At 72.8% G+C, this 18,964-nt stretch carries 18 protein-coding genes, 1 pseudogene and 1 riboswitch; of the genes and pseudogenes, 11 read left to right on the top strand and 8 right to left on the bottom strand.

Annotation, left to right across the window (positions count from 1 at the left end):
* Nucleotides 1-14: 14 nt before the first annotated feature.
* Genes BLV05_RS12790 through BLV05_RS12800 form a run of 3 tightly spaced genes read right to left on the bottom strand, consistent with a single transcriptional unit; the run spans nucleotide 15 to nucleotide 2,898 of the window.
* Nucleotides 15-821: an energy-coupling factor transporter transmembrane component T family protein gene (locus BLV05_RS12790; protein ID WP_197683629.1), complete on the bottom strand. Its 807-nt coding sequence runs from the start codon at nucleotides 819-821 to the stop codon at nucleotides 15-17.
* The gene (locus BLV05_RS12795) at nucleotides 818-2,299 is read right to left on the bottom strand and encodes an ABC transporter ATP-binding protein (RefSeq protein WP_046772967.1); all 1,482 of its coding nucleotides are present in this window, start codon (nucleotides 2,297-2,299) and stop codon (nucleotides 818-820) included. The genes BLV05_RS12790 and BLV05_RS12795 overlap by 4 nt, the downstream gene beginning before the upstream one ends.
* Complete coding sequence (locus BLV05_RS12800; protein WP_046772968.1) at nucleotides 2,299-2,898, bottom strand: ECF transporter S component; 600 nt, start codon at nucleotides 2,896-2,898, stop codon at nucleotides 2,299-2,301. Before BLV05_RS12800 ends, BLV05_RS12795 begins: the two co-directional genes overlap by 1 nt.
* Nucleotides 2,899-2,990: 92 nt before the next feature.
* Nucleotides 2,991-3,096: riboswitch (TPP riboswitch) on the bottom strand.
* Nucleotides 3,097-3,354: 258 nt separating this feature from the next.
* Between BLV05_RS12800 and BLV05_RS12805 the strand changes: the two genes are divergently transcribed.
* From BLV05_RS12805 to BLV05_RS12820, 4 genes are all read left to right on the top strand, one after another.
* Nucleotides 3,355-4,077 (top strand): hypothetical protein, encoded by a 723-nt coding sequence (locus tag BLV05_RS12805; protein ID WP_046772969.1) that lies wholly within the window; start codon nucleotides 3,355-3,357, stop codon nucleotides 4,075-4,077.
* Between the two features lie 71 nt (nucleotides 4,078-4,148).
* Complete coding sequence (locus BLV05_RS12810; protein ID WP_160312844.1) at nucleotides 4,149-4,856, top strand: lysophospholipid acyltransferase family protein; 708 nt, start codon at nucleotides 4,149-4,151, stop codon at nucleotides 4,854-4,856.
* Between the two features lie 160 nt (nucleotides 4,857-5,016).
* On the top strand, nucleotides 5,017-5,523 hold the full coding sequence (locus BLV05_RS12815) for an HNH endonuclease (protein ID WP_046772970.1): 507 nt from the start codon (nucleotides 5,017-5,019) through the stop codon (nucleotides 5,521-5,523).
* A 119-nt stretch (nucleotides 5,524-5,642) separates the two neighbouring features.
* Entirely contained in the window at nucleotides 5,643-6,131 is a 489-nt protein-coding gene (locus BLV05_RS12820; protein WP_046772971.1) for a general stress protein, read from the top strand.
* Here BLV05_RS12820 and BLV05_RS12825 read toward each other — a convergent pair.
* Entirely contained in the window at nucleotides 6,128-7,093 is a 966-nt protein-coding gene (locus tag BLV05_RS12825) for a magnesium and cobalt transport protein CorA (protein ID WP_046772972.1), read from the bottom strand. The genes BLV05_RS12820 and BLV05_RS12825 overlap by 4 nt on opposite strands.
* A 43-nt stretch (nucleotides 7,094-7,136) precedes the next feature.
* Here BLV05_RS12825 and BLV05_RS12830 point away from each other — a divergent pair, with 43 nt between their 5' ends.
* From BLV05_RS12830 to BLV05_RS12855, 6 genes are all read left to right on the top strand, one after another.
* A complete protein-coding gene (locus BLV05_RS12830; RefSeq protein ID WP_046772973.1) occupies nucleotides 7,137-7,736 on the top strand; it encodes a histidine phosphatase family protein in 600 nt (199 codons plus the stop codon).
* 197 nt (nucleotides 7,737-7,933) lie between these two features.
* Nucleotides 7,934-8,575: a DUF6758 family protein gene (locus tag BLV05_RS12835; protein WP_046772974.1), complete on the top strand. Its 642-nt coding sequence runs from the start codon at nucleotides 7,934-7,936 to the stop codon at nucleotides 8,573-8,575.
* Nucleotides 8,576-8,612: 37 nt separating this feature from the next.
* The gene (locus tag BLV05_RS12840) at nucleotides 8,613-9,452 is read left to right on the top strand and encodes a PHP domain-containing protein (protein WP_046772975.1); all 840 of its coding nucleotides are present in this window, start codon (nucleotides 8,613-8,615) and stop codon (nucleotides 9,450-9,452) included.
* Between the two features lie 39 nt (nucleotides 9,453-9,491).
* The gene (locus tag BLV05_RS12845) at nucleotides 9,492-10,097 is read left to right on the top strand and encodes a MarC family protein (protein ID WP_046772976.1); all 606 of its coding nucleotides are present in this window, start codon (nucleotides 9,492-9,494) and stop codon (nucleotides 10,095-10,097) included.
* Between the two features lie 35 nt (nucleotides 10,098-10,132).
* Entirely contained in the window at nucleotides 10,133-10,966 is an 834-nt protein-coding gene (locus BLV05_RS12850; protein ID WP_046772977.1) for a RecB family exonuclease, read from the top strand.
* A gap of 246 nt (nucleotides 10,967-11,212) precedes the next feature.
* Nucleotides 11,213-11,881 (top strand): L,D-transpeptidase, encoded by a 669-nt coding sequence (locus tag BLV05_RS12855; RefSeq protein WP_052763211.1) that lies wholly within the window; start codon nucleotides 11,213-11,215, stop codon nucleotides 11,879-11,881.
* Between the two features lie 123 nt (nucleotides 11,882-12,004).
* Here BLV05_RS12855 and BLV05_RS12860 read toward each other — a convergent pair whose 3' ends face one another.
* Nucleotides 12,005-14,578, bottom strand: a complete 2,574-nt coding sequence (locus tag BLV05_RS12860) for a helix-turn-helix transcriptional regulator (protein ID WP_046772978.1) — start codon at nucleotides 14,576-14,578, stop codon at nucleotides 12,005-12,007.
* 365 nt (nucleotides 14,579-14,943) lie between these two features.
* Nucleotides 14,944-16,539 carry a DEAD/DEAH box helicase gene (locus BLV05_RS12865; RefSeq protein WP_082155859.1) on the bottom strand — a complete coding sequence of 532 codons (1,596 nt, stop codon included), beginning with the start codon at nucleotides 16,537-16,539 and terminating at the stop codon, nucleotides 14,944-14,946.
* A gap of 152 nt (nucleotides 16,540-16,691) precedes the next feature.
* On the opposite strand from BLV05_RS12865, the gene BLV05_RS12870 reads away from it, so the two are divergent.
* Entirely contained in the window at nucleotides 16,692-17,387 is a 696-nt protein-coding gene (locus tag BLV05_RS12870) for a ferritin-like fold-containing protein (RefSeq protein ID WP_046772980.1), read from the top strand.
* A 123-nt stretch (nucleotides 17,388-17,510) separates the two neighbouring features.
* On the opposite strand, the gene BLV05_RS12875 is transcribed toward BLV05_RS12870, so the two are convergent.
* Together BLV05_RS12875 and BLV05_RS12880 are read right to left on the bottom strand one after the other, a co-directional pair.
* On the bottom strand, nucleotides 17,511-18,212 hold the full coding sequence (locus BLV05_RS12875; protein ID WP_083421311.1) for a transposase: 702 nt from the start codon (nucleotides 18,210-18,212) through the stop codon (nucleotides 17,511-17,513).
* Nucleotides 18,213-18,383: 171 nt separating this feature from the next.
* A pseudogene (locus BLV05_RS12880) lies at nucleotides 18,384-18,917 on the bottom strand (IS256 family transposase); the annotation flags it as partial.
* Between the last annotated feature and the right edge of the window lie 47 nt (nucleotides 18,918-18,964).

Raw genomic sequence — 18,964 nt, forward strand, 5'->3', positions numbered from 1 at the left:
CGGACCCGGGCCGGTCAGGACAGGACGGGGGACCAGGCGCCGACGGCGACGGCGGCGGTGACGGCGAGCGCCGTCAGCAGGGCGGACGCGGCCACCAGCGCCGCGTCCGCGCGGCCGAACACCGGCCGGCGGGCGCTCGTGCGGTGCGCCGACGCCGCGAACCCGCGGGCGTCCATGGCGACGGCCAGGTGCGTCCCACGTCGCACCGCTCCGACCAGCAGCGCGAACAGCCGGCCGCCGAGCACCGTCAGCGCACGCAGCGGGTTGCGGTCGCCGCCCAGGCCGCGCGCCCGCCGGGCTCGTCCGAGCACCTCCCACTCGGCGGCCAGCAGCGGCGCCAGCCGGAACGCGGCCAGCGACCCGTAGGCGAACCGGGCCGGCACGCGCAGGTGCCGGACCAGCGAGTCGGCGAGGTCGACCGGGTCGATGGTCAGCACCGCCAGCACGCCGGGCAGCGCGATCGCCGCGACCCGCAGGCCGGCCGTCGCGCCGGTCGCCAGGCTCTCGGTCGTCACCAGCAGCGACCCGGCGTCGAGCAGCGTCTCGCCGCCCTTGCGCTCGGTGAACACCGCGTTCCCGAGCGTCACCATGACGACCGCCAGCCCGAGCGGCCACAGCCGGCGCAGCAGCCCAGGCCAGCCGACGCCCCACGCCGGCACCGAGACCAGCCAGGCGGTCAGCAGCAGCCCCGACGACACCGGGTCGACGCTGACCAGTAGCGCCAGCGACGGGACGACGGCGGCCGCCAGCTTCGCGACCGAGTTCCGGCGGGCCAGCAGGGCGGCCGGGTCGGTGGTCAGGTGGGTCTGCAGCAGCGTCACGACACCACCTCCGACGTCCCGGCCACCAGAGCGCCGCCGGACACCGACACCCGCACGTCGGCCAGTGCACCGGCGAACGCCTCGTCGTGCGTCACCGCCACGATCGCCGTCCCACCCGCCCGCAACCCCACACACAGCTCGAGCAGCTCCGCCCACGTCCGCGCGTCCTGGCCGAACGTCGGCTCGTCCATCACCAGCAGGTCCGGCGCGGTCGCCAGCATCGCCGCCACCGACAGCCGCCGTTTCTCGCCGCCTGACAGCGTGAACGGGTTCGCACCGGCCAGCCGCGTGAGCCGCAGCCGCGCCAGCAGCTCGTCGGCCCGCCGCGCCGCCTCGTCCGCGGGGACCCCGGCCCGCCGCGGCCCGACCAGCAGCTCGTCGCGGGCGGTGCGCGTGACGAACTGGTGCTCGGGGTCCTGGAAGACCGTCCCGACGCGGCGGCACAGGTCCCGCGGCCGCCAGCGGTGCAGCGGCCGGTCCGGGCCGCCGGCGACCCGCACGTCGCCGCTGTCCGGCGGCAGCAGGCCGGCCAGCAGCATCGCGAGCGTCGACTTGCCGCTGCCGTTCGGCCCGGTGACGGCGACCGCGGTGCCGCGCCGCACCGACAGCGACGCCGACGACAGCGCCGGCCGCCGCGTGCGCGGATACGTCAGGCTCAGGTCGCGCGCGGTCAGCACGACGTCGCCGCCGGGGCCGGGCCGGAACGGGGGAGCGGCCGGGCCCCACGGCGCCGGCACCCACACCCCGGCCGCGGCCAGCGACGCGCCACGCCGGCCGAACACGTCGGCCGGCGGCCCGTCGTCGGCCACTCCGCCGCCCGGCTCCAGCACGACGACGCGGTCGACCAGTCCGGCGGCGGCGTCGACCCGGTGCTCGACCATCAGCAGCGTCGTCCCGGCTCCGGCCAGGGCGGACGAGACGGCGCCCAGCACGGTCGCCGTCCCCGCCGGGTCGAGGTTCGCCGTCGGCTCGTCCAGCACGAGCACGGACGGGCGCCGGACCAGCGCGCCGGCCAGCGCCAGCCGCTGCTGCTCGCCGCCGGACAGCGCCGCCGTCGGGCGGTCGCGGCCATGCTCGAACCCGACCCGCGCGAGCGCCGCGTCCACCCGCGGCCAGATCTCCTCGGCCGGCACGCCGGCGTTCTCGAGGCCGAACGCGACGTCGTCGCCGGAGCGCGACATCACCAGCGACGCCTCCGGGTCCTGCAGCAGCATCCCGACGCGGTCCCGTGCGGCCGCCGCGGGCGCCCCGTCGACCTCGATCGACCCTTCGACCTCGGCCGCCGTCTCCGGGTCGAGCAGCCCGGCGACCGCGCGCAGCAGCGTCGACTTGCCGGCGCCCGAAGGGCCGACCAGCAGCACGCGCTCACCGGCGGCGACGTCCAGGTCGACGCCGCGGCAGGCCCACGCCTTCCGGCCGGCGTAGCGCCAGCCGAACCCGCGGATCCGGACCGCGGCGCCGCCGTCTGACGGCGTCATCAGATCTCGTTCTGCGCGCGGCCGGCGGCGAACGGCGCGAGTGCGCCCGTGCGGGCCAGCGCCCGCACCAGCAGCCAGGCCAGCACGCCGGCGGCCACCCCGGCCACCACCGCGCACCCGGTGTAGACGACCTTCCAGTCCCAGGAGTACGTGGGGACATAGGTGACGATCTCGTAGAGCCCCATCGCGAGCCCGGCGCCGCCGCCGGCCAGCACCGCCGCGCCGAGCCCCCAGCGGCGATAGACCAGCAGAGCCAGAACGACCTCCGCGCCGAGCCCCTGCCACACGCCGGACAGGAACACCGACAGCCCCCACGCCGAGCCGAAGAACATCGACACGGTGGCGGCCAGCACCTCCGTGTACAGCGCGGCGCCGGGCCGCCGGACCACCAGCGCCCCCAGCACGGCCGGGATCAGCCAGACGCCGGAGGCCAGCGGCGCGATCGGCAGCGCGCCCAGCGGTGCGTTGATCACGGAGTACAGCAGGTTGTTCCAGACGGCGAAGACCACGCCGAACACGACGCCGATGACGGACGCGACGACGATGTCGACGGTGCGCCACCGGTGCCGTCGCAGCTGGGCGGTTTCCGTCTCGCTCATCGGACAGCTCCTCTCGTACGGTGTACGACGAGGGGCCTCGAAGACGTGACACAGCGCGCCGCCACGGGACCCTGCCCGTGGGACGCGCTGCTGCGGTCGAGGTTTCGACTTCCTGCGCCGGCATTACCCGGATCAGGTTCGAGGGTCTGCGGGCATGTCCCGCACTCTCAGCGCTGCAGCGCTCCCCTGTCGTGGGTATTCAGTTGTCTGGTGAAAGAGATTACACCCTTTGGTCACAACGGCGTTGATCAGCGGTAACGTCCGGAAACTGGTATCCGCCAGGCCCCGGCCAGGTCACGTTTCGGTGACGACCCGGCCCGACCGTGGGTATGCTCCATCAGGCGCTCCAGCCGGAGCCGCCTCGCGCTCACACCGAGCCGACCCTTGAACCGAAGAGGTCAGCCGCACATGCAACTGGTCGTTCGCCGACTGGCTGCAGCCGGTTCCGTCGCGCTTGTGACCGTCGCCTTGACGGCATGTGCATCCGGCCCGGAACACCAGGCCGTCTCGCCGCTGGCGCAGCTCAGCGTCGAGGAAGGCCTCGACGAGGCACCCAACGGCATCGACGAGATGGCACCCGCCGACGTGCTCGAGCAGTCACTGGCCGCCATGCGCGCCACCGGCTCCTACCGCGTCAGCGGCACCACCGTGAGCGGCAACACCATCGACATCGCCTTCAAGGACGGCGTCGGCTCGGTCGGCTCGGTCGGCGCCGAGAACCCCGTCCAGCTGGTCGCCACGCCGGGTGCGGTCTACGTCACCGGCGACGAGTCGCTGGGCGAGGTCGTCGGCGCCGACGTCGGCACCACGCTGGCCGGCAAGTGGCTGCTGATCTCGCCCGAGGCGGCGTCCAGCTTCGCGATCTTCTCCGACGGGTCCACCTTCGCGGCCGCGGTGCTCGGCGCCGACGACCCCGAGGGGCTCACCGCGGTCCGCGAGGTCGACGGCCAGCCGGCGGTCGGCCTGATCTTCCCCGAGACCGGCGGCACGCTCTGGGTCGCCGCCACCGGCGAGCCGCTGCCGCTGCGGCTGGAGGAGAAGGGCGCGTCGGCCGGGACCGGCGTCATCGCCTTCTCCGACTACGGGACGGAGGTCGCCGTGACGCCGCCGGCCGAGGACGCCGTGGTCGACCTCACCAAGATCCCGGTGCCCACCGCGACACCCACGCCCACGCCGTGACGCCGCGCCGTCACCGGCCGGTCGTACCGATGGGTTAATCTTCCCCCGTGGAACTCGTGGGTGCGGTTGCCGTGGGTCTGACCAAATGGTTTGGTCAAGTCGATCCCGACGGCCTGTCGCACCTGCCCTTGCAGGGGCCGGCCATCGTCGCCGTCAACCACACCACCATCGCCGACGTGCCGCCGGTGCTGGCCACGCTCTACAAGGCCGGCCTGCGGCCCAGCGTCCCGTGTCACCGCGACGGCTGCGGCGTCACCCACGGCCACGTCCGCTTCATGGCGTCGTCGCTGGTGTTCGCGAACCCGTTCATCGGCCCGCTCGCGCGGCAGGCCGGCATGATCGAGGTCGGCGGCCGCCAGGCCGGCGCGGCCGCACTCAAGGCGGCGCACGACGCACTGGCCCGCGGCGAGGTCGTCGGCATCTACCCCGAGGGCGACGTCTCGGCCACCGACGACGGCTCGCCGCGGCGGTTCCGCTTCGGCGTGGGCCGGCTGGCCGCCGACGCGAAGGCGCCGGTCGTGCCCGTCGCGCACCACGACGCCCGGCGCATCGGGTCCGGGTCCATCGCGCGCAGCCTCGGCGGCGCGCTCAGCTCCGTCGTCCGCCGTCCGACCATCAAGCTGCGGGTCGGCAAGCCGATCCTGCCCGACGAGTTCACCGGCCTCCCGCTGCGCGACGTCGTCGAGGTCATCCAGGACCGCGTCACCGACGTGTGGCGCTCCGTCTCGGGCGAGTCGCTGCCACGGCTCGACCTGGACCAGAAGGAAAAACCGTTGTGAACGCGGCGGCGTCGTTGCACTGTAGAGGCGGGTCCGCGCGCGCGGACACCGCCAGCGATTGGTCCAGATTTTGCCGTTCCGTTCCTTGCCGAGCGAATAGGCCACACTAGAGTCAGAGCGGCGAGCCCTGACACGGGCTCGGGAAGGAGGCGTGTGCGCGATGAACACACTCGTTCTCAACGCCTCCTATGAACCGCTCGCCGTGGTGTCGGTGCGCCGGGCCGTCATCCTGATCCTCACCGAGAAGGCCGTCGTCGAGCACGCCGACACCGAGAAGCTCATCCGGTCGGCCACCCGTGAGCTGCCGACCCCGCTGGTGGTCCGGCTGCTCCGGTTCGTCCGGGTGCCGTACCGCCGCAAAGTGCCGTGGTCACGTGGCGGGGTCCTGGAGCGCGACGGACGGCGCTGCGCCTACTGCGCCGGCCGGGCCAACTCCATCGACCACATCGTGCCCACCTCCCGCGGCGGTGCCCAGCGCAGCTGGCTGAACACCGTCGCGGCGTGCGTCTCGTGCAACCAGCTCAAGGCCGACCGCACGCCGAACGAGGCGGGCATGTCGCTGCTCATCGACCCGTTCGAGCCCAAGGCGCACCGCGCCCTGGTGCTGGCGCTCGGCGTCACCGCGGCCGAGTCTTTGCCCGAGTGGCTCATCGCCTCGACGGCATAGCCGCACTGCGTCTTCGTCCCATTCGCCCCCTCAGCAGCAACGTTCCCCGTCATGTCGCGCGCGAATGAACCGTCCGATGATCGTCGGCGCGAGTACTGTCGGCCCATAGGAGGTGCGTCATGGTGAGTCCTGTTCCCGGTCTTCCGACCGGCATCGTCGTGGGTACGTACGACGACTACCCCGCAGCACAGAAGGCGGTCGACTTCCTCTCCGACCAGAAGTTCCCGGTCGAGAACCTGGCCATCGTCGGCAGCGACCTCCGCCAGGTGGAACGCGTCACCGGCCGGCTGACGTGGGGCAAGGCGGCGCTCGGCGGGCTGGCGACCGGTGCCTGGTTCGGTCTGCTCATCGGCCTGCTGCTCGGCCTGTTCACCGACGAGGGCTGGCTGGCGATCATCCTGCTCAGCGTGCTCTGGGGCGCCCTGTTCTTCATGATCTTCGGGCTGGCCGGGTACTGGTTCACCGGCGGCCGCCGCGACTTCACGTCCCAGAGCGTCACCGTGGCCGGCCGGTACGAGGTCTACTGCCAGCACCAGCACGCCGACGAGGCGCGCAACCTGCTGGCCCGCCTGTCGCTGCAGACCGGCACCGGCACGCCGCAACCCTAGAGCCAGTTGCGCCGCTTGAAGTTGACGTAGAGCATCCAGCACAGCCCGGCCATCAGCAGCATCACCGCGGGATAACCGAAGGTCCAGTCCAGTTCGGGCATGTCCCGGAAGTTCATGCCGTAGATGCCGGCGATCGCCGTCGGCACGGCGATGATCGCCGCCCACGACGTGATCTTGCGCATGTCGTTGTTCTGCGCCACCGACAGCTGCGCCAGGTTCGCCTGCAGCATCGAGCTGATGATCTCGTCGTAGCCGTTCAGCTGGGTGCGCAGCCGGTCGACGTGGTCGCCGATGCCGCGGAAGTACGTCTGCACCTTCGCCGGGATCAGGTCCGGCACGCGCTGGGCCAGTGACCGCACCGGCAGCCCCAGCGGAGCGATCGCGCGCTGCAGCTTCAGCAGCTCCCGCTTGGCGTGGTAGATCCGGCCCGCCTGGTTGCCGCTGACGTCGTCGAACACGGCCGCCTCGATCTCGGTGAGGTAGGCCTCGAACGCCTCCGCGGTCTCGGTGTACTCGTCGACCGTCACGTCGGCGGCGGCATACAGCACGGCGGCCGGGCCGTGACCGATCAGCTTCGGCTGTGCCTCCAGCCGCTCCGCGACCGCCGCGACGGGGTCCGGGTCGCCCTCGCTGACGGTGACGACGACGTCCGGCCCGGCCAGCAGCGTCAGGCGGCCCGCGTCGCGCACGCCGCCGTGGTACCGGACCCGGCGCAGCACCAGGTAGACCAGGCCGTCGTAGTGGCCGATCTTGGTCCCCTGGCGCGGGTCCAGCGCGTCCTGGACGGCGAGCGGGTGCAGGCCGAAGTCTGCCGCGATGTGGTTCAGGTCGTCCTCGCCCGGCTCGTGCAGCTTGATCCAGACGAACCCCGGCCCCTCCCGCGCCGCGGTGACGGCGTCGTCGTACTCCTGGCTCGTCTGCCGCCGGCCGTCGCGGTAGAACGTCCAGTCCGTCACCGTCATGGTTCCTCCTCGCCGAGCGCGTCCCCAGCGCTAGCGTTACAGCATGGCGACGTCCCGGCAGCCGGATCGGCAGGCGCACCGTCCCGAGGTCTGGCTGGTCCGTCACGGCCAGACCGAGTGGAGCCGCGACGGCAAGCACACCAGCAGCACCGACCTGCCCCTGACGCCGGACGGTGAACGGGCCGCCCGGTCGCTGAAGTCCCGGCTCGACGGCACGGAGTTCGGCCTGGTGCTGGCCAGCCCGCGGCAGCGCGCCCGGGCGACGGCCGAGCTGGCCGGTTTCCCGAACCCGGAGATCGACGACGACCTGCGCGAATGGGACTACGGCGAGTACGAGGGCGTCACGACGCCGCAGATCCGCGAGACCGACCCCGACTGGTCGCTGTGGACCGACGGCGCGCCCGGCGGCGAGCGTCCGGCGGACGTCGAGGCGCGCGTGGACCGGCTGATCGTCCGGCTGCGGTCGGCGCCGGGGGAGCGGGTTCTGGTGTTCGCGCACGGGCACGTCCTGCGGGTGGTCGGCGCGCGGTGGTGCGACTGGCCGGTCGCCGCCGGCGCGCACCTGCGCCTGGACACCGCCACGGTGTCCGTCCTCGGCTGGGAACGTGAGACGCCGGCCATCGGCCGCTGGAACGCCCCCTGACGGCCGCCGCCGCCACATCCGCCCCGCCACCGGCCTCCGCCCCGCCGCCCCGCCCAAGTTGATCTTGGAGTAAAGACGCAATTGCGGTCCCATTTGTCCGATGGATACCGTACTTTCTCCAAGATCAACTTCGGTTGGGTGGGGCGCGTTGGCGGGAGGTGCTTGACGGGCCGGACGCGAGCCGTCAGCGTCGTCGTGTGAAAGGCGAACGAACCTGTCCGCGGTGTGGCGCGCCGGCCCGTCCGCCGGGCGCGTGGTCCAGCCGCTGGGTCTGCTCGGTGCACGGCGAGGTGTACCCGCTGGCGCCGGTGACGACGCCGAGTGCGGCCCTGGTGCATCAGCTGGCCCGCGACTCGCACGTGCCGCTGTGGCTGCCGTGGCCGCTGCCGCGGGGCTGGGTCGTCGGCGCCGTCATCCACGCCGGCGACGACGCAAGCGGGGTGCGGGCCAGTGGCATCGGGATCAGCGGGCCGAACCCGATGGGCGGGCCGGGTGACCTCCTGCTCGTCGCCGAGGAGCAGGGCGTCGGGCTCGGCGCCGGGCTGGCCGGGCTGGAGGGCGCCGACCCGGGCAAGGCGGTCGAGGGCGAGCCGCAGGCCAAGGTGCAGGTGCACGGCCGCGCGGTGCCGATGTGGTTCGTCGAGGGACCGGCCGACCGCGCCGTCTACGTGGGGCACTGGAGCGGCAGCTGGCTGTGGGCGATCCTCTACCCGCAGTCGGCCGGCGTGCTGTTGCTGGAGGACGTCGAGGTGGTCGATCTACGTGATCTCGGCCACGAGGCGGACCTCTTGCCGTACGGAACGCCCCCGCCGTGGCTGGTGCAAGGCTACGATCAGTGAGGTCGGACGTTCGGCGATCACATCGAGGGTGCCCCGGTTGCGCATCGATCTGCACACGCACAGCAGCGTCTCCGACGGCACTGACCGCCCGGAGGACGTCGTCCGGCGGGCCAAGGAAGTCGGCCTCGACGTCGTCGCGTTGACCGACCACGACACCTTCGACGGCTGGACGGCGGCGCTCGCGGCCGGCGCCGAGACCGGCGTCGACGTCGTGCCCGGCGCGGAGATCTCGACGGACCTGCGCGGTCACGGCGTGCACCTGCTGGCGTACCTGGTCGACCCGCAGTACGAACCGCTGGCCGCCGAGCTGGGCCGGGTCAGGCACGACCGCCGCACCCGGCTGGGCCGCATCGCCGCCGCGCTGACGGCCGCCGGGCTGCCGATGGACGTCGCCGACATCCTGACCCACTCGCCCGAGGCCGCCACCGTCGGCCGCCCGCACGTCGCCGACGCGATGATCGCCAAGGGCTACGTGCGCGACCGCGAAGAGGCGTTCTCCTGGTGGCTCGGCCAGGGCCGGCCGGGCTGGGCGGCGAAGTACGCGCCCGACATCGAGGAGGCCATCCACCTCGTGCACGCGGCCGGCGGGGTGTGCGTGCTCGCGCACCCGTGGGGCCGCGAGGGCGCCCGCCGCGCGCTGACGCCGTCGGCGGTCGCGGCGCTGCGCGAGGCCGGGCTCGACGGCATCGAGGTCGACCACCAGGACCACGACGACGCCAGCCGGCGGACGCTGCGCCGCATCGCGCGCGAGCTCGGGCTGGCCGTCACCGGCTCCAGCGACTACCACGGCACCGGCAAGCTCGATCACGACCTGGGCGTCAACACCACCGCACCGGAGGAGTGGGAGCGGCTACGATCGCTGGCCGGCGGGCACTGACCGCCGACCTGCGACCACGCGACCCTCCGGAGTGCCTCGATGAACTGGCAGTTGTTCGGCGAGGTCGTCGTCACGCTGTTCGTGATCATGGACCCGCCGGGGACGGTGCCGGTCTTCCTCGCCCTGACCGGCAACCGGCGGCCGGCCGAGCGCAAGCGGGCCGCCTGGCAGGCGGTCGCTGTCGCCGGCGGCGTCATCACCGTCTTCGCGCTGTTCGGCCGCACGATCCTCGACTACATGCACATCAGCCTGCCCGCGCTGCAGGGCGCCGGAGGGCTGCTGTTGCTGCTGGTCGCGCTGGAGCTGCTGACCGGCAAGGCGGACCAGCCGGACACCGCGGCCGCCGGCAACGTCGCGATGGTGCCGCTCGGCACGCCGCTGCTGGCCGGGCCGGGCGCGATCGTCGCGACGATGGTGTTCGTGCAGGACTCCGACGGCGGCTGGGACTACCTGGCGCTAGGACTTGGCGTCGTGGTGGTGCTGCTGTCGATCTGGGCGTCGATGCGGTTCAGCGTGCTGCTGCTGCGGGTGCTGAAGGAGTCGGGCATCCTGCTGGTCACCCGGATCGCCGGTCTGCTGCTGTCGGCCATCGCCGTCCAGCTGGTGGCCGACTCGGTCCGGGCGTTCATCGCGGGCGCGGGGTGAGCGACCCTGTCGGTGCGGCGCGGAAGAATGACCGCATGAGCCAGCCCATCCTCGACGGCATGCCGCGGCGCCTGTACAGCGCCACGCCCACGCGGCTGAACACCTGGCTCGACTGCCCCCGCCGCTACCGCTTCACCTACCTCGACCGCCCGCCGCCGCCCAAGGGCCCGCCGTGGGCGCACAACACGCTGGGCGCGGTCGTACACAACGCGCTGGCCGGCTGGTGGCGGCTGCCCCGCGACGCCCGAACGGTGCACCGGGTCGGCGTCATCGTCGACGAGTACTGGACGGCCGAGGGCTTCCGCGACGCCGAGCAGGCCGACCTCTGGCGGGTGCGGGCCCGCGACATGGTGACCGGCTACGTCGCCCGGCTCGACCCCGACGACGAACCGCGCGGGGTCGAGCGCACGGCCGGGCTGATCCACGGCGGCACGTCGCTGACCGGCCGCATCGACCGCATCGACCAGCGCGGCGACGAGCTGGTCGTCGTCGACTACAAGACCGGCCGGCACGTCCTCACCACCGACGACGCCCGCAGCTCGCTGGCGCTGGCCGTCTACGCCGCGGCGGCCGCGCGAACCCTGCGCACGCCGTGCCGCCGGGTCGAGCTGCACCACCTGCCGTCCGGCACCGTCGCGGTGTGGGAGCACGACGAGCGCACGCTCACCCGCCACCTCGACCGCGCCGACGGCATCGCCGCCGAGTGCGCCGACGCCGACGCCGCGTTCAAGTCCGGCGACACCGGCGACGCCCGGTTCCCGCCGCGGCCGTCGTCACTGTGCGGCTGGTGCGACTTCCAGCAGCACTGCCCCGAGGGCCGGGCGTCGACGTCCACCCGGGCGTCCTGGGCCGGCCTCGAGGCGTCGTGACCACGCGGCCTTGACACGGGCCTGATCAGGTTTGTCCCGTCGGTCACGTTTATCCGGGCGCGCCCGAGAGCATGATCATGCGGGCGCGGCCATCGGGGAGAGATCGGGTGGCGTACGCTGAGTGACGGTTACCCCCGAACCGAAGGAGCGCGGATGGCAGGGCGCTACGGCGTCTCGTCCGGATCGGCCACGCGGCACTCGTCCCGTCGCCGTTCCCGTGTCCGCCGCCGGTCGCGTTTTCACGGCGTGCGGGTCACGGTCCTCAGTTGTTCCCTCGCGGTCACCGCCGGCGTTTTCGCGCTCGCGGGCACCGCCACCGGGCCTGACGTCCCGGCCAGCGCGGGCGTCCTGCCGCCGCTGTCCGAGCGCGACGGCGACGACGCCTCCCGCGGCACCGACCGCGTCCCCGGCACCAAGACCGCCGGGCCGGTCATGGTCAAGGTGGTCGTCGAGCCCCCGGTCGAGGCGCCCGTCGACCCGAACGTGAAGCCGGTCGCCGACGCGGCGCTCCCGGCCGGCAGCGGCACCGGCCACCGCGTCGTGTTCGACATCACCCAGCAGCAGGTCTGGCTGGTCGACGCCGACGACGCCGTCGTGCGCACCTATTTCGTCTCCGGCAGCCGCTACGACCAGCTGCCCACCGGCACCTTCGACGTGTTCTCCAAGTCCCGCGACACCGTCAGCTGGCACGGCACCGAGACCATGGAGTACATGGTGCGGTTCTTCCGCGGCGAGAACTCCAACATCGGCTTCCACGACCTCCCGGTCTCCACCGCCACCGGCGCCGAGGTGCAGACGCTCTCGCAGCTCGGCCTGCCGCTCTCCGACGGCTGCATCCGCCAGGACCTCGAGGATGCCGTCGCGCTCTGGGAGCACACCGAGGTCGGCACCCCCGTGGTCGTCGTCCGCACCTGAACCCGCCCGCACTCCCCGCCTCGTCCCACCCCACCGAAGTTGATCATGGCGAAAGTCGGGTTTCCGCCGGGAAGCCCGACCTTTTCCATGATCAACGCGGTCGCGCCGCGGCCGTGAGGTGGGTCAGCGGCCGCTCAGGGCGGCGGGCAGCTCCGCGCGGCTGGTGATGCCGAGCTTGGCGTAGATGCGGGCCAGGTGGCTCTCGACGGTGCGGGTGGAGATGGTGAGCCGGCGGGCGATGTCGCGCGAGGAGATGCCCGCGGCGGCCAGCGGCGCGATCTCCTGTTCGCGCCGCGTCAAGGCGATCGTCTGCTGCCGCGGCGGGTTGGTCCAGATGCCGAAGCCGGCCAGCGTCGCCTCGAACGCCGGCACCAGCTCGGCGTCGCCGTCGGCCAGCGCGCGGGCGTAGCCGGCCATCGCGTCGGCCCGGGTCAGGCCGTCGCACTGCTTGGCGGAGGCGGACATGCGGTCGGCGACGGCGGCCAGCGTCAGCTCGCGCGCCGTCGGCAACCCGTCCGCCAGCCCGAGCAGGGCGACGTGCAGCGAGTCCAGCTCGGCCGGCGGCAGGTGCGCCTTGGCCGCGGCGTCGGCGGCGTCCATGGCGCGGTCGACGGCATCGCTCTCGCGGCGGGCCAGCCCGACCCACAGCAGCGTGCGGCGGCGCCGTCCGAACATCGTGGACGACTCGTGCACCGGCTGGCGCAGCGCCTCCTCGCGGAACCGGGCCGCCTCGTCGAGGTCGCCGACCCAGACGGCGGACTCCGCCGCCAGTGCCAGGACGGCCGGCAGCAGCCCGCGCGGATCGGCCTCGCGCAGCGCGGCGATGGCCCCGCTCAGATGGCCGGACGCCTCGGACCAGCGGCCGCGGGCCATCGCGATCTGCCCCTCGACCAGCCCCGGCACGTTGCGGTGGTGGTGCACGTGCCCGATGTCGAGGTCGGACTCGTCGGCGTGCATCCGCTCGGCGGTGTCGACGTCGCCGGCGAACAGCCTGATGACCTCCATGGCGGCGCGCAGCGGCATGAGGAACGCGGTCGCCTCGGACTGCGACTCGCGGGCGGCGTCCATGTACCGCTCGCCCAGCCGGAGCGCCTCGGCCACCCGGCCGGCCCGGGCCAGCGACAGCTGCACCGGCGCGGCCAGCTGGATGCGGGCCAGCAGCGGCAGCGTGTTGTCGCTGAGGAACTCGACCGCCTCGTCCAGCGCGTCGCCGGTGCCTCCGGCGTTCATCAGCACCGCCAGCCGGTGCCCGCGCAGGACGGCGGACGACTGCGGGCAGGCGGAGACCCGCGGCAGCGCCTCGTCCAGCAGCCGGACCGCGGCCACGGGGTCGGCCTGCCCGTGGAACAGCACGTCGGCGCCGGTGATGGCCGCGTGCGCCTCCAGCGGCGGGGTGAGCACCTCGGCGGGCAGCGCGTGCAGCTGGACGAGGTCGGCCTGGGCGCGGTCGACGGCGCCGAGCACCCGGTGCGCCCGGGCCCGCTCGGCCAGCGCGGCGGCGACCACGCCGTCGTCGGGGTCGGCCAGCAGCGCGAGGTCGGCGAACCGGCGCGCGTCGGCGGGCTGTTGCAGCCGGTTGGCCAGCGCGGCGGCCTCGACCAACAGCCCCGGCTCGGGCACCGATCCCGCTTCGAGCGCCCACGACACCCACCGCATCAGGTCCGGCAGCGACGCGTCGTGCGGGGCGGGCAGGTGCCGGACCACGCGCTCGCGCAGCACCCGGCGCCGTCCGGGCGGGACCAGGCTGCGGATCGCCTCGCCGTACACCGGGTGCGACAGCCGCGCCGACGGCGGTGCGGCGGCGTTGTCGACGACCAGCATGCCGGCCTCGACCAGCGAGTCGACCGCGCCGGTGTCGGCCAGCTCGAACAGCAGCGGCAGCGGCAGCGACTCGGCCAGCGACACGATCTCCAGCACCTCGCGCTCGCCGTCCGGGCGGCGGCGCAGCTCCGCGGTGACCAGCTCGATCAGCCGGCCCGGCACGACCGGCCCGGTCCACGTCCACACACCGTGGTTGTTCAGCAGCTCCTCCCGGCTGAGCGCGGAGCGGACCAGCTCGCGCAGGTAGAGCGGGTTGCCGAGACTCGCCTCCCACATGCGCCGGTCGGTGTCGCGGCCGACGACTCCGCCGAGCGCCTCGCGCAACAGCAACGTCGTCTCGGCCCGGTCCAGCGGCGCGACGTCGATCCAGCGCAGCCCGCCGTCCTTCCACAGCGCGAGCAGATCGTCCGGGATGGCGGGGTTCGGCCGGCTGGTGACCAGGAGCCTGGCCTTCTTCGACGTGGCCAGCATGCGCAGCACGCCCGCGCTGGCGCCGTCGAGCAGGTGACCGTCCTCGACCCGCAGCACCACCGGCCGGCCGCCGGCGTCACGGCCGAGCCGGTCCGCGGCCGCCTGGAACACCGAGATCGGGCTGGTGTCGGCGTGCGCGGCGACGTCGGTGAGCAGTGGCGCCAGCGCGCCGAGCATGACCGGCTGCGCTCGGCTGGGCGATGTGACGGTCACCACATATGCGGTGTCGGCGACCGCGTCCTCGAGCCGGCTCGCCAGTGTCGACTTGCCCACACCCGACTCGCCGATCAGCAGCGCCCCATACCCCGTCGACGAGTCGTCGCCGGTCAGGACCTGCAGCGCGGCCGCGTACTCGTCGTACCGGCCGACGAGCGGCCAGTGACTGAGCGCGTGAGTGGCGTGCATGCACGCCAACGGTAGGGGCAGTTGGGCCTGTTCGCGGGGATCCGCGCGGAAGAATTTACGTAATGACTACGGATGCCGCCGAGGTGGCCGTCTTCGTAGCGTTGAGCCCAGCTTGTCACCCCGTTCAACGGGCGAGACAGGCTCGGGATACGGCGGGCTGGTACCGCGTCGGACTCCCGCTGCACGGCCGGATCAGCAGGGGGCGCCTGCGACACCGGCCGCGCTGCCTTCCGGTGACCGTCGGCACCCTCCACCCCGAGGTCACACCACCCCTGCGCTGGCGGTCATCGGAAGGCGCACACCGGACCGAAGGGATCCGGCGACTCCCTCCCCCGTGGGGTCACCGGATCCCTTCGCCATGTCCGTCAGGGCGTGGCGGTGGGATCGGCCTCGGGCGCGTGGCCCGCACTGCCGCCCTCGTCGACGGCCTGGCCGCCGCGGGTGCGGCGCCGGGAGCGCTGCCGGCGCGGCCGCGCCTCCTCGTCGGCACGGTGGCCGTCGCGGGGTTCGGAGCGGCTGTGGCCGGACGCGGCCGGCTCACCGCCGCGGGTGCGCCGCCGGCCGCCACCACCGCGCCGGCGCGGCTGCCGGGTGCGGGTCTTGCCGGTCTCGCCGAGGTCTTCGAGCTGCTCGGCCTCCAGGCCGGCGCGGGTGCGCTCGGACCGCGGCAGCGTGCCCTTCGTGCCCGGCGGAATGCCGAGGTCGTGGAAGAAGTGCTCGCTGCTGGAGTACGTCTCGACCGGCTCAGGGTAGGGGAGGTCGAGCGCCTCGTTGATCATCTTCCAGCGGGCGAGGTCGTCCCAGTCGACGAACGTGACGGCAACGCCCGACGCGCCGGCCCGGCCGGTGCGGCCGATGCGGTGCAGATAGGCCTTCTCGTCCTCGGGGCAGGTGAGGTTGACGACGTGGGTGATGCCCTCGACGTCGATGCCGCGGGCGGCGACGTCAGTGGCCACGAGCACGTCGACCTTGCCGCTGCGGAACGCCCGCAGCGCCTGCTCGCGGGCCCCCTGGCCGAGGTCGCCGTGCACGGCGGCCACGGCGAACCCGCGGTCGCGCAGCTCGTCGGCCATGCGCTGGGCGGCCCGCTTGGTCTGGCTGAAGATCATGGCCAGCCCGCGGCCCTCGGCCTGCAGCAGCCGGGCGACCATCTCGTCCTTGTCGAGCTGGTGCGCCCGGTACACGAACTGGGCCGTGGCGGGCACCGTCTGGGTCTGGTCGGGGGATTCGGCCCGGATGTTGATTGGGTGCCGCATGTACCGGCGGGCCAGACTGATGACCGCCCCCGGCATGGTGGCCGAGAACAGCATGGTCTGGCGCAGTTCCGACGTCAGCGCGATCAGCTTCTCGACGTCGGGCAGGAAACCGAGGTCGAGCATCTCGTCGGCCTCGTCGAGGACGAGCACCTTGACGTGGCTGAGGTCGAGGTGGCCCTGCGCGGCGAGGTCGAGCAGCCGGCCGGGAGTGCCGACGACGACCTCGACGCCCTTGGTGAGCGCGCTGACCTGGGGCTCGTAGGCGCGGCCGCCGTAGAGGGTGACGATGCGGACCTTGCGCACCGCCGCGGCGGTGGTGAGGTCGCCGTTGACCTGCACGGCCAGCTCGCGGGTGGGGGCGACCACAAGCGCCTGCGGCTTGCCCGGCTCGTTGGCCAGGCCGTAGTCGCGGTCGCCGGGGGCGACGATGCGCTGCAGCAGCGGAATGCCGAACGCGAACGTCTTGCCGGTGCCCGTCCGGGCCTGACCGATGAGGTCGTTGCCGGTCAGGGCCACCGGGATGGCCATCTCTTGGATGGGGAAGGCCTCGGTGATGCCGACGCGCTCGAGCGCCTCGGCGATGGGTGGGAACACACCCAAGTCGGTGAAGGTTGTCAGGGCGTCTCGCCTCATTCGTCGCAGGACCCCAGGGCCGCGAGACGGCGTGTACGCGACGCGCCAACCGGGCCGCGCGCCGGCAGTCATCGCCGGCGGGCCCAGAGGCCGCGTGGTACGCGTACGGACGTCCGGTTCGTCCCCAGGGGGCGCCCGTTTCGCCCGGACGCCATCTATACCATCGCCCAGTGTAACGGCAAGTCGGTTGGAGTGCTGTTCACCGTCATCGGCGCCACGCCGTTATGGTTGCGAACGTGAGCGCGAGCGACGCCTTCGACGACCCTGCCTACCGCTCCGGCGTCGTCGACCTGCTCGGCCTGCTGGGGCTGGGAGAGCTGACGGGGTTCGAGCGCATGGCCGCCGACGCGGGGCTGGCGCCGTCGCTGGCCGACAAGGCCGCGCTGGCCGGCATGGCGGTCACCGAGTTCCATCATTTCGAGCGCATCCGCGACCGCATCGAGGAGCTGGGCGCGTCGGTCGACGAGGCGATGGCGCCGTTCCGGGAGCCGCTGGAGCAGTTCCACGCCAACACCGCGCCGGCCGACTGGCTGGAAGGGCTGGTCAAGGCGTACGTGGGCGACGGCATCGCGGCCGACTTCTACCGCGAGGTGGCCGAGACCGTCGACCCGCTGACGCGTCAGTTGGTCATCGACGTCCTGGCCGACGCCGGGCACGCCGACTTCGCCGTCGGCCGGGTGCGCGACGCGGTCGCCGCCGACCCTCGCCTGGCCGGACGGCTCGCGCTGTGGGCCCGCCGCCTGGTCGGCGAGGCGCTCGCCCAGGCCCAGCGCGTCGCCGTCGACCGGGACACCCTGGCCGCCCTGCTCGTCGGCGGGGTCGATCGCCCGGGCATGGACCTCGCCGAGCTCGGACAGCTGTTCACCCGCATCACGAAGAAGCACACCGACCGCATGACCAAGCTCGGCCTCTCGGCCTAGCAGGATCATCCACGATCGCCCCCACCATCGAGCCCGTTGCTCTTTGCGGGTTGTGGGTGGCGGGCGTGGTTCTGGCTGATGGGCGCGGCTTCGTGGGCGTGTCGGGTCGGTGCTGGTGGCCTGTCAGGCGGTGGCAAGCTGGGTGGTGGTGATGCCGTTGGTGGCGATCTTGAGCAGGTTGGTGACGGCTGCGGCGAGGGAGAGTTCGGCTTGGACGGCGTCGATGCCGCGGCGGGCGAAGCCACGTCGTAGTCCGCGGCGGTCTTTGAGCCAGCCGTTGGGGGCTTCGACCATCGGGGCGCGGCGGGCGTAGAGGGCGTGCCCGTCGTCGGTGCGCAGCCGGTGGTCCATCTGTTCGCGGGTGGTGGCGTCGGGTGGTGGTGGGCCGGTGGCCGGGTCGGTGGCGGCGGCCTGGTTCAGGTCGCGTCGGGTGGCGTTGGCGATGAGCCGGTCCGGGCCGGGCGCGGTCAGGTTGGCGTGGCTGTCGTAGCCGGCGTCGCCGATCATGGTGCCCACGGCGAGGTCGTCACGGCCGGTGTGCTCGGCCAGCATGCCGGCGGTGGCGGTGACGTCGTTCATGGTCGGGACGAACTGGTGCACGTCGTTGGCGTCCTGGGTCGCGCGGGCGGAGATGATGAACCCGTCGGCGCTGGTCGCGGTCTGGCAGTTGTAGCCCTGCATCCAGCCGTTGCGGGTCTTGAGCAGCCGGGAGTCCGGGTCGGTCAGGTTCGCCCGGTGAGCGCTGGTGGTGGTGTCCGGGCCGCTGCTGGTGTCGGGGTGCTCGGCGGCGGTGCGTGCCTGGTCGTAGGCCGCTCGCAGCCGCATCACCGTGGGGTGGTCGTCCGGTGCCGCGGCCGGGGTGCCGGGCAGCCGGTGTCCTCGTGCGGCCGCGGCGGCGGCCTTGACCTGGTAGGCGTCGAAGCGGGCCTGGGCGCGGTCGGGCCTGTCAAGTTTTTCGTGTAAGACAGGGCAAACCTTTACCTTGATGTGACTTTTCTAGGTGAGTCGTCCTGGGAATTCCACGACCAGGAAGTTGAGTGCTTTCTTCCATCCATGGGTTCCGGTGCCTGATGCTCCTCCTCGTTTCCGGCTGATGTTACGGATCCCGAGAAAGAGCAGCTTCATGGCGGCGTCATCGTCGGGGAAGTGGCCGCGAGTCTTGGTGATCTTCCGCAGCTGGTAGTTGATTGATTCGATCAGGTTCGTCGTGTAGACGATTCGGCGTAGCTCGGCCGGGTAATCCAGGAACGGGATGAACTCGTTCCACGCGTTCTTCCACACCTCGACGGCGCCGGGATATTGCTGCCCGAAGTTCTGCTCGAATTCTTTCAACGCGATCTCGGCCGCGGCGACGCCGGGAGCGGTGTAGATGGCGCGCATCGCCGTGGCGACCTTTTTCCGGTCGCCGTAGGAGATGAATCGCATCGTGTTGCGGATCACGTGCACGACACAGGTTTGCACGGTGACCTTGTCGAACACGCTGCGCGCGGCGTCAGGCAGCCCGGTCAGCCCGTCGCAGCACAGGATGAGGGCCTGTCAAGTTTTTCGTGTAAGACAGGGCAAACCTTTACCTTGAT

Source organism: Jiangella alkaliphila (assembly GCF_900105925.1).
In the GTDB taxonomy this organism is placed as follows: domain Bacteria; phylum Actinomycetota; class Actinomycetes; order Jiangellales; family Jiangellaceae; genus Jiangella; species Jiangella alkaliphila.